This is a genomic window from Stenotrophomonas sp. 3diitr2024, assembly GCF_042136455.1.
Taxonomy (GTDB): domain Bacteria; phylum Pseudomonadota; class Gammaproteobacteria; order Xanthomonadales; family Xanthomonadaceae; genus Stenotrophomonas; species Stenotrophomonas sepilia.
In genome coordinates, this window is sequence record NZ_JBHHMJ010000468.1 from 1 (window position 1) to 10403 (window position 10403).

Annotated in this window: 6 protein-coding genes; 3 read left to right on the plus strand and 3 right to left on the minus strand. The window is 66.6% G+C overall.

The window, feature by feature from the left end:
* Positions 1-91: 91 nt before the first annotated feature.
* Together ABGA94_RS11810 and ABGA94_RS11815 are read right to left on the minus strand one after the other, a co-directional pair.
* Entirely contained in the window at positions 92-2170 is a 2079-nt protein-coding gene (locus ABGA94_RS11810) for a prolyl oligopeptidase family serine peptidase (RefSeq protein ID WP_375367362.1), read from the minus strand.
* A 233-nt stretch (positions 2171-2403) separates the two neighbouring features.
* Positions 2404-4368, minus strand: coding sequence for an OPT family oligopeptide transporter (locus tag ABGA94_RS11815; RefSeq protein ID WP_262232801.1), 1965 nt, complete (start codon positions 4366-4368; stop codon positions 2404-2406).
* A gap of 327 nt (positions 4369-4695) precedes the next feature.
* Between ABGA94_RS11815 and ABGA94_RS11820 the strand changes: the two genes are divergently transcribed.
* The 3 genes from ABGA94_RS11820 to ABGA94_RS11830 all read left to right on the plus strand — a co-directional run bounded on the left by ABGA94_RS11820 (position 4696) and on the right by ABGA94_RS11830 (position 8250).
* Positions 4696-5211, plus strand: coding sequence for a hypothetical protein (locus tag ABGA94_RS11820; protein ID WP_005415677.1), 516 nt, complete (start codon positions 4696-4698; stop codon positions 5209-5211).
* Positions 5212-5267: 56 nt separating this feature from the next.
* Positions 5268-6416, plus strand: a complete 1149-nt coding sequence (locus ABGA94_RS11825; protein ID WP_375367365.1) for a DUF1624 domain-containing protein — start codon at positions 5268-5270, stop codon at positions 6414-6416.
* Positions 6417-6495: 79 nt separating this feature from the next.
* Positions 6496-8250, plus strand: coding sequence for a peptide MFS transporter (locus tag ABGA94_RS11830; RefSeq protein WP_065185996.1), 1755 nt, complete (start codon positions 6496-6498; stop codon positions 8248-8250).
* 56 nt (positions 8251-8306) lie between these two features.
* Here the strand turns inward: ABGA94_RS11830 and ABGA94_RS11835 are convergent, their stop codons facing one another.
* Positions 8307-10295: a S9 family peptidase gene (locus ABGA94_RS11835; protein ID WP_065178122.1), complete on the minus strand. Its 1989-nt coding sequence runs from the start codon at positions 10293-10295 to the stop codon at positions 8307-8309.
* Positions 10296-10403 lie beyond the last annotated feature (108 nt).

The window sequence follows — 10403 nt, forward strand, 5'->3', positions numbered from 1 at the left end:
ACCAGGAAGGTGTACCGACCAACGGTCGGCCCCCACCGGTAAAGCAGAGGGTGAAACAAAAGCGCCGCCCCGAAGGGCGGCGCTGCAATCATCAATTGCCGATGTGCTGCTTCAGCCAGGCATTGACGGTGTCATGCCACAGGATGCTGTTGTTCGGCTTCAGCACCCAGTGGTTTTCATCCGGGAAGTACAGGAACTTCGATTCGATGCCCTGGCGCTGGGCGGCGGTGAACGCGGCCAGGCCCTGCTCGACCGGAATGCGGAAGTCCTGCTGGCCGTGGATGACCAGGATCGGCTTCTTCCAGTCCGCCACGTGGTTGACCGGGTTGAACTTCTCGTAGTTGGCGGCCTTCTGGTACGGCGTGCCGCCCTGCTCCCACTCGGTGAACCACAGTTCTTCGGTGGCGTAGCCCATCATGCGCTGGTCGAACACGCCGTCGTGGTTGACCAGGCACTTGAACGGGCCGTTCCAGTTGCCGGCGATCCAGTTGACCATGAAGCCGCCGTAGCTGGCGCCCAGCGCGCAGGCCTTGTCACCGTTGAGGAAGGAATACTTCTTCAGTGCCGCATCCCAGCCCTTCTGCAGGTCTTCCAGCGGGCGGTCGCCCCAGTGCTGGCTGATCGCATCGGTGAATGCCTGGCCATAGCCGGTGGAGCCGTGGAAGTCGATCATCACCACCGCGTAGCCCTGGCCCGCGTAGGTCTGCGGGTTCCAGCGGTAGCTCCAGCCATTGCCGAAGCTGCCCTGCGGGCCGCCGTGGATCAGGAACGCCACCGGGTAGGACTTGCCTTCCTGGTAGTTGTGCGGCTTGACCACGTAGCCGTGCACGGTGTCGTTGTTCCAGCCCTTGAACTCGAACTGCTCGTAGTCGCCGAAGGACACGTCCTTCAGCACCTCGCCTGCGGCCGGGGTCAGCGCGCGCAGTTCGCCGATGGCTTCGCCCGCGGCCGGCAGCAGGCCGACCAGCACCTGGTCGTTGCTCTTCAGGCTGTTGCGGGTGATCGCCACGCTGTTGCCGGCCACGTCGACCGAGGTCACGCTGCCGTCGCCGATCAGCTTGGTGGCCTTGCCGCTGGCCACGTCGATCTGGAACAGCGGGTGTTCGCCGAGGTCGTCGGCGGTGGTGTAGATGCTGGCGCCGTCGGCGGACAGGGTGATGCCACCGGCCGAACGATCCCACTGCGGGGCAATCTCGCGGGTCTTGCCGCTGGCAACGTCCATCGCCATCAGGCCGAAGCGGTCGGCCTCGAAGCCCGGGCGCTTCATCGCGCGGTAGAACAGCGTCTTGCCGTCGGCACTGAACACCGGGCCGGCATCCCAGGCTGGGTTGGAGGCGGTCAGGTTGACCGGCGCCTGCTTGCCCGCGGCGTCGAAGCGGTACAGGTCGAAGTTGGTCGACCACGGCTCCTGCTTGCCGGCCACGCGGATGCTGGCCACCACGCTGGCGCCGTCCGGCGACCAAACGAAGTCGTCATTGCCGCCGAACGGCTTGGACGGCGCATCACCATCGATGGTCGCGCTCAGCGCCGAAGCGCCCTTGACTGCACCGGCCTTGGCTGCCGGCAGCGGAGCGACGAACAGGGTGTTGCGGCGACCGTCGTTCCAGGTGTCCCAATGGCGCACGAACAGCGAATCCCACACCTGGCCGCTGGCCTTGGCGTCCTTCTTTTCCTTCAGCTTCTTCTCGGTGCAGGCCAGGTCCGAGGCGCACGCCTGGAACACGCCGGCGCTGAACAACACGCGGTCGTCCTGCGGCGACACACGGTAGCTGTCCACGTCGACCGGGAAGTCGGTCAGCTGGCGCGGGGTGCCGCCGCTGATCGGCTGCGCGTACAGCTGCTGGCTGCCGTTCCTGGCACTGAGGAAATACACGGTCTGGCCATCGGCCGACAGCGAAGCGGAATTGACGTTCCAGCCGGCCGGGGTGATCTGCTTCGGCGGCGCTGCGTCGCGGGTGCGCAGGTTGCGCGCGTACAGCGCGGTGGAGGCCTTGAGATTGGCATCCACGCTGCGCTTGGCGAACACCACGGTGCCGCCGTCAGCGGTCAATACCGGCGCGGAGACGCGGTCCATGGCCACCATGTCGCGGACTTCCAGGCCACGGGCAGCGGCGACGCTGGGCAGGGCGGCCAGCAGGCTCAGTGGCAGCAGGGCATGACGCAGTTTCATCGGGGTCTCCGCAGGACGGCAAAAAACCGATGGTAGGCCCGCATGGCCGGGGCTGCCAAGGCCATCGGTCATGGCTGCAGGCGGGCAATCGCCAGAAACAGCAAACCCCGCCGAAGCGGGGTTTGTGGGGACGCCGGGGTCGGATCCGATTCCGGCGGAATCGGCTCTGACCCCAGACGCCGTCAGCGCGGGGTCGGAGCCCTTCCCTGCGGGAAGGCGTCCGACCCCATTGCTTACGCCTTGGCGTACTTGCCGGTGCGGTAGATCAGCCAGCCGACCAGGAACAGCACGGCCAGGCCGATCCACTGTGCGCCCGGCAGGTGGAACGGCACCGCCAGCACGTCGGCACGGCTGCTGACCACGATCGGAATCGCGATGGCGATGCCCATCAGCGCCTCACCGGTGATCAGGCCGGCGGCAAACAGCACGCCCGGCTTGTGCACGCGGTCGCGGCCTTCTTCGTCATCGGCGCGCACCTTGTGGAAGCGCTCGACCAGGTGGGCGATCAGGCCGCCGAGGAAGATCGGCACCATCAGTTCCAGCGGCAGGTAGATGCCGATGGCGGCAGCCAGCACCGGCACGCGGAAGCGCGCGTTGCGCGCCTTCAGCCAGCTGTCGAAGGCGATGATGGCAGCGCCGACCACAGCACCGATGCCGATGAAGGTCCACGGCAGTTCACCACCGAACAGGCCCTTGGCCACCGAGGCCATCAGGTTGGCCTGCGGCGCAGCCAGCGCGTTCGGGTGCAGCTCGGACTTCACGCCGATGCCGTAGGCAGTGGCCAGCAGGTTCAGTACCGGGGCCATGATCAGCGCGCACGAGAACGCACCGATGCCCAGCATCAGCTGCTGCTTCCACGGGGTGGCACCGACGATGTAACCGGCCTTGAGGTCCTGCAGGTTGTCACCGCCGACCGCGGCGGCGCAGCACACCACCGCGCCGATCATGATCGCGGCCACCGCACCCAGCGGCGCACCGCCGGCACCGACCGGCTTCAGGCCATCGGCACCCAGCAGCACGACCAGCACGGCCGAGGCGAACAGGATGGTGGAGATGGTGATACCCGAGACCGGGTTGTTGGACGAGCCGATCAGGCCGGCCAGGTAGGCCGAGACCGACACGAACAGGAAGCCGGCGACGATCATGATGAGGGTCATCGGGATCGACACGTGCCACTGGCCGACGATGGCCTGGTACAGGGCCAGCAGCGGCAGCACGAAGGCCACCAGGGCGACCAGCATCCACTTCATCGGCAGGTCGCGTTCGGTGTGCGCCAGCACCGGACCACCGCTCTTGCGGGCTGCCGCGAAGCCACTCTTGACGCCGTTCAGCAGCGACTTGCGCAGCGAGATCAGGGTCCAGATGCCGCCGATCAGCATTGCGCCGACACCCAGGTAACGCATCTTCGCGCCCCAGATGGCGAACGCGGCTTCGGTGGACGAAGCGGTGGCAACCGACGCGGCCAATGCCGGATCGGTGTTCATGAAGAACGCCTGGTAGATCGGAATGGCGATGTGCCAGGTCAGGATCGAGCCGGACACCACCACGATGCCGACGTTGAGGCCGACGATGTAGCCCACGCCCAGCAGTGCAGGCGACAGGTTGGTGCCGATGAAGGCGGTGACCTTGGAGCTGCCGACATAGGCCGAGGTGGCCCAGGCGTCCGGGATCAAGCGCATGCCGCTTTCCGCAGCCAGCTTGACGAAGGCGCCGATCACCGCCGACAGGCCGAGGATCTTCAGGCCCGGACCCGGGTTCTCACCGGCCTTGAGCACTTCCGCCGCCGCCTTGCCTTCCGGGAACGGCAGCGGGTCTTCAACGATCATCGAACGGCGCAGCGGCACCGAGAACAGCACGCCCAGCAGGCCGCCCAGGCCGGCGATGCCCAGCACCCACCAGTACTTGAAGTCCGGCCAGTAGCCCATGATCACCAGCGCGGGGATGGTGAAGATCACACCGGCGGCGATCGACGAGCCGGCCGAGGCGCCGGTCTGCACGATGTTGTTCTCGAGGATGGAACCACCGCCCAGCAGGCGCAGCACGCCCATGGAAATCACCGCGGCGGGAATGGCGGTGGCGATGGTCAGGCCTGCGAACAGACCGAGGTAGGCGTTTGCGGCCGACAGCACCACCGCCAGCACGATGGCCAGGGCCACTGCGCGGAAGGTGAGCTGCTTGGGCGCAGCGTCGTGGTTCATGGAAGCCCCTGCTGGCAAAAAATCCCTGCCACGCTAGCGTTCAGGGGGCGGCAAGTCCAGTGCGGTTGGTACCGGCTGGCAAGCCCTCGCCCAGCACTGCGCCCCAGCAGGCCCTTGGCCCCTTCAGATGTGTCGTGTTTGACCAAGTTGTGCACAGTGCACCGGTTTGTCGGAGCGGGGGTCCCTTGACCCCAATCCCCCGACGCCCCCGGCCCACCGGGCGATGCGTGCCAGGCGATGGGGTTTGCGGCTCAGCGCCTGCTTGAGTCGATTCCCGGAATCCAACACCGTGCACTGCCACCAACACATCGTCGGCAAGGAGACCGCATGGCAGACGCACCATTGATCACGATGATGCGAGCCTTCCTCGTTGCAGCGGGCGCGATGCTGTGCCTGCTGCTGGGTATAGGCAACGTCAACGCCTACAGCGGGTTTGGCACCGCGGTGATCGAGGATCGGGAAGGAATACCTTGTTTCGGCCTGCCTCCGCGGGCACTGGAATGGGTCCGATCGCCCCGTATCCTGCAAGCGGTGATGGTCTATCACCACGACACGGTGAAGGCATGGTCGTTCATGTACGACCTGACTCCCGCAGAGCCTTTGGCGCCGGGCCAGTGCATCGTCTACGGTGATCTGCCAGCCTCGGCCACGCTGCGCACCTCTCCACAGCCATTGATTCCTGCAACCTTGTATGAGGTCTACCTCAACGCTCCCACCAATGGCCCAATCAGGGGCTACACGGCGAAGTTCTGCCTGAAAGCTGCGCCTGACGGATCGACTCGGGTGATCCCCGTCCGCCACGACGCACAGAAGGGCTGGAGCGCGGACGCCTGCCAATCCTGAACGGCCGCACCGCATAACGTTATGTTATATCCTGTCACGCCAACCAAACCTCGTACGTGCCCTCTTCCCCCTCTCCCCGCCAGGCCTCCATCGACCAGCTGCGCGGCACCGTGATGCTGCTGATGCTGCTGGACCACGTGCGCGAGACCTTCTTCCTGCAGCACCAGGTGAGCGACCCGATGGACGCAGCCACGGTCTCCCCTGCGCTGTTCGCCTGCCGTCTGCTGGCCCACCTGTGCGCACCCGTGTTCGTCCTGTTGACCGGCCTGTCGGCCTGGCTGTACGGCCAGCGCCAGCCGGATCCGCGCCGGGCCACAGCCGCCTTCCTGCTCAAGCGCGGGCTGTTCCTGGTGGTGCTGGAACTGACCCTGGTGAACTTCGCCTGGACCTTCCAGCTGCCGCCGCACACGCTGTACCTACAGGTGATCTGGGCCATCGGGCTGAGCATGATCGCGCTGGCCGGCCTGCTGTGGCTGCCACGCCCGGCCCTGCTGATGCTGGCAATCGCGGTGGTGGCCGGGCACAACCTGTTCGACGGCCTTCGGGTGCAAGGCAATGGCCTGCTGGCGGTGCTGTGGAAAGTACTGCACCAGCGCGACTGGATCGAGGCTGGCACGCTGCGCCTGCGCACCTCCTATCCGGTACTGCCGTGGATCGGGGTGATTGCGCTGGGTTATCTGATGGGGCCCTGGTTTGGCCGCGCGCGCGCGCCGGAGCAGCGCCAGCGCTGGCTGCTGTGGGCAGGCGTCAGCGCGCTGGCCCTGTTCGCATTGCTGCGGTTGGCCAACCAGTACGGGGATGCACCGTGGCAGTACCAGGCCACCACGCTGCGTACCTGGCTGAGCATCTTCAACGTCACCAAGTACCCGCCGTCCTTGCAGTTCCTGCTGCTGACCCTGGGCGTGGGAGTGTTGCTGCTGCGGCTGTACGAATGGCCGCCGCTGGCGCGGGCACTGCAGCCGCTGGCCGATATCGGCGCTGCGCCGATGTTCTTCTACCTGCTGCACCTGTACGTACTGAAGGGGCTGTACCTGGCCGCGTTGGCGGCCTGGGGGCCGACCCATGGCGAGCTGTATGCCCTGGATTCGGTCAGCGGCCTGCTGCTGGTGGCCTGTGCGCTGGCGGTGGTGCTGTACCCGCCGACGCGGGCCTTCGCGCGGTTCAAAGCGCGAAGGCGCGATCTGCCGTGGTTGCGATACCTGTGATCGCCCAGGCCAGTCCGGCAATCCACGCATGGCGTGGATCTACTGAAAGCGGATCAGGTCACAGGCCTATAATTCCGCGATGAATTCCACCGCTATCGCTTCCGACGACTTCCTGGGCCATCCCAAGGGCGTCTACGTCTGCTTCTTCACCGAAATGTGGGAGCGCTTCTCCTTCTACGGCATGAAGGCGCTGCTGCTGCTGTACCTGACCAAGTACCACCTGTTCGGCGACAAGGCCGGCCTGGACCTGCTCGGCGCCTACGGCGGCCTGGTGTACTGCATCCCGGTGTTCGGCGGCATGCTGGCCGACCGCTGGCTGGGCATGCGCCGGGCGGTGCTGTTCGGCGGCATCCTGCTGGTGCTGGGCCACCTCGGCATGGCCTTCGAGGGCCACGCCGCTTACCGGGTAAACGGCGAAGTGGTGCGCGACACCTCCGCACTCGCAGTGACCTACCTGTCGCTGGCGCTGATCATCATGGGTGTCGGCTTCCTGAAGCCGAACATCTCCACCATCGTCGGCAAGCTGTACGCCAAGGACGACCCGCGCCGCGATTCGGGCTTCTCGCTGTTCTACGCCGGCATCAACCTCGGCGCGCTGTTCTCCTCGCTGGTGTGCGGCTTCCTCGGCGAGGCCTATGGCTGGAAGTACGGTTTCGGTGCAGCCGGCATCGGCATGCTGGCCGGCCTGGCGATGTTCCTGTGGGGCCAGAAGTACCTGCAGGGCCACGCCGAACCGCCGCAGCCGGCGGCGCTGAAGCAGAAGGTGATGGGCCTGCCGCGCGAATGGCTCATCTACCTGTGCGCGGTGCTTGGTGTGCTGCCGGTGGCGTGGCTGATGTGGGCCGCCGGCAACGGCGCGTTCGCGCTGGGCGGAGAAATCAGCCTGGCGCTGATGCTGATGCTGGTGGTGCTGGGCGGCGTGCTGGTCTGGTTCGCCTGGTTCACCGGCACGAAATGCACGCCGGTGCAGCGCCAGCAGATGATCGCGCTGATGGTGCTGATCTTCATGGCACTGGTGTTCTTCACGATGTACGAGCAGTCCTACGGCTCGTGGGTGACCTTCACCGACCGCCTGCTGACCAAGGACATCGTGCCCTCGCTGGTGATCACCGGCGGCACGCCGCTGCCGTGGTCCATCCTCTCGCTGCTGCTGGCACCGCTGGGCTTCGTGGTCAGCGCGCGCCTGTCGGAACGGCGCCCGGGTTCGGCCGCACCGCGCGCGTTCTTCGCCGCCATTGTCGTGCTGATGCTGGTGCTGCTGGTGCGCGACTGCCTGGTGATCCCGCAGACCGCAGGTTCGCTCACCTACCTCGGCGGCCTGTTCCTGGTGCTGCTGGCGCCGGCCTTCGCCGCGCTGTGGACGTGGATGGACCGCCGCGGCTGGGAGCCGGGCAAGCCGGTGAAGTCGGCCTGGGGCCTGGTGATTGGCGCACTGTCGTTCGTACCGCTGGCACTGGCGGCGCAGCAGGTGGGCGCCACTGGCGAGATGGCCAGCGTGTGGTGGCTGGTGCTGGCCTACTTCCTGCTGGCCAGCGGCGAGATGTGCCTGTCGCCGGTCGGCCTGTCGGCAGTGACCCAGCTGGCCGTGCCGCGGGTGATGAGCCTGATGATGGGCACCTGGTTCCTGGCCACCGCGTTCTCGGAAACGCTGGCCGCGCTGTTCGGCAAGCTGGCCGCGATCGAGGTGCCGGAAGGCGAATCGCTGGACATGGTGGCCGCAGCCGGCGCCTATGCGCACCTGTTCTGGCTGCTGATGTGGATCGGCCTGGGTTGCGCACTGGCGGCCTTCATCGCCGCACCGCTGCTGAAGAAGATGATGCACGGGGTGAAGTAAACCCCGCGCTTGCGGAAAACCAGGGCGGCGGAATGATCATCCACCGCCCTGTCAGCTCAGGGCGCCTTGTCCTTGCCGGTCGCGGGCGCGGTCGTCGCAGTCTTGCCGCCCAGGCTGCGCGCCAGGAAGGCCAGCAGCTTGTCGTAGTACTCGCTGCGATGGGCCTCGGTGTAGAAGCCGTGGCCTTCGGTCTTGTAGTACAGGCTTTCCACCGGCGTGCCGGCGCGCTTGAGCGCGGCTTCCATGCGCTCGGTGTGCTGGATCGGCGCGCGCTTGTCTTCGCCACCGGCGGCCAGGAACACCGGCACCTTGATCCGTTCGGCCATGTTCACCGGCGACACCGCACCCAGCTTGGCCGGATCCCCCAGCCATTCGCGCAGATAGGTCACGCCTGAACCCCGGTCCTGGATGTCGCCGCGGGTGTACATCATCGGCAGGTCGTAGACCCCGACATAGCCCGCCGCGCACTGATACAACCCGGGTTCGCGGGCGGCACCCATCATCGCCGAGTAGGCCCCGTAGCTGGCGCCGTAGATACAGATGCGACGGCCGTCGGCGATGCCTTCGCTGATTGCCCAGCGGGTGGCATCGGTGACATCGTCCTGCATCGCCGCGCCCCACTGCTGCGCCCCGGCCTGGGTGTGGGCCCGGCCGTAGTTGCCCGAACCACGGAAGTTGACCTGCAGCACGGCATAACCGGCCGCGGCCAGCATCTGCGTTTCGCGGTCGTACTGGCCGGAATCGAAGATGTCGAACGGGCCGCCATGCGGCATCACCACCATCGGCAGGTTGCGCCCGTCGCTGCCGGCCGGCAGGGTCAGGAAGCCATGCAGCGGCAGCCCGTCGCGCGCCTTCAGTGCAATCGGCTTCACGCTGGCGCTACGGTCCACGTCGATCCAGTCGCTGCGGCTGATCAGGTGATCGGCCTTGCGCGCCACCGTGTCGTACACATAGAAATCGCCTGGATTCGAGCCCGACCAGGTTTCCACCAGCACGACACGGCCATCGCGGGTGCTGGAGGTGATGTAGACGGGCCCTCCGAAGGCGGCCTCCAGGCTGCGGTACAGGCGCGCATCGGCCGAGCCTTCATCGAAGAAGCGCGTGCGCGGTTTGTCACCCAGGTACAGCGCGCCTACCGGCACATGGGTGCCGGGCCGGTGGATGATGCGGTACGGATTGACCACCTCGTCGCGTAGAAGCGTCGCGCGTTCGCCGGTCTGCGGGTTCCAGCTGACGATCGCATCCGGGCCCTGGGCCTGCTCGACGTTGAGGTAGGCCAGGCTGTCATCGGCCGAGAAGCCGAGGGCGGTTTCGATGCGCTTGCTGACCGCCTCATCATTGATCAGCTTCCAGCTGTCGCCACTGCGTTCGCGGAAATACAGCTTGTTGATGTTGTCGCTGCCCGAGCCGTGCACGAAGCGGACCTCGCCGGCGCCGTCGGTGGTGAACTCACCGCGCCGTACCGGCGAAGACGCCACCCGCGAGCGACGACCGGTGGTCACATCCATGCGATCGACGCGGGTGAACGGATCCTCGGCCAGCGGCCATACGGTCACCAGCACGTTGCGCTCGTCACCCGGCAGGTCGTCGGCCAGGAAGGCGGCCACGGCTTCGACTTTCTTCGGCTGGATGCGGGTCCCCGGGCCCTTGCTTTCGACGCGATAGCCGACCAGCAGCTCGCCACGGTTGCCATTGGCGTCGATGGCATAGAGTTCGCCGGTGGGATTGGGCTGGTCGAGCGAGCCCCACTTCTGGGCCAGGCCGATCAACAGGCGCTCGTTGCTGACCCAGTCGAATTCCTGCGCATGATTGCGGCTGGGCGGCCAGAAACTGCCGACCACCTCCTTGTCCTTCAACCGCAGGATCGCGATCGCGGTACTGTCCTCCCTCGGAACCGTTGCCGCTACGTACTCGCCCCCCGGCGAGATCTTGATATCGGTGAAGGTCTCCCGGCGCAGGTACTGCGTCAGGTCCACCGCCCCCGCGCTGCCTGCGGCAACGCCCCCGATGACGGCCAGTGCGGCCGCCAGAATGGTCTTGTGCATCCTTCCCCTGCTCCTGTGGACACCTTGTCCTGGTGGCCGATTCTAGGCAGCGCCGAGCGTTTGACGCCAGAGCCGGAAAAGACGACGGCACCGTTGCCGGTGCCGCGG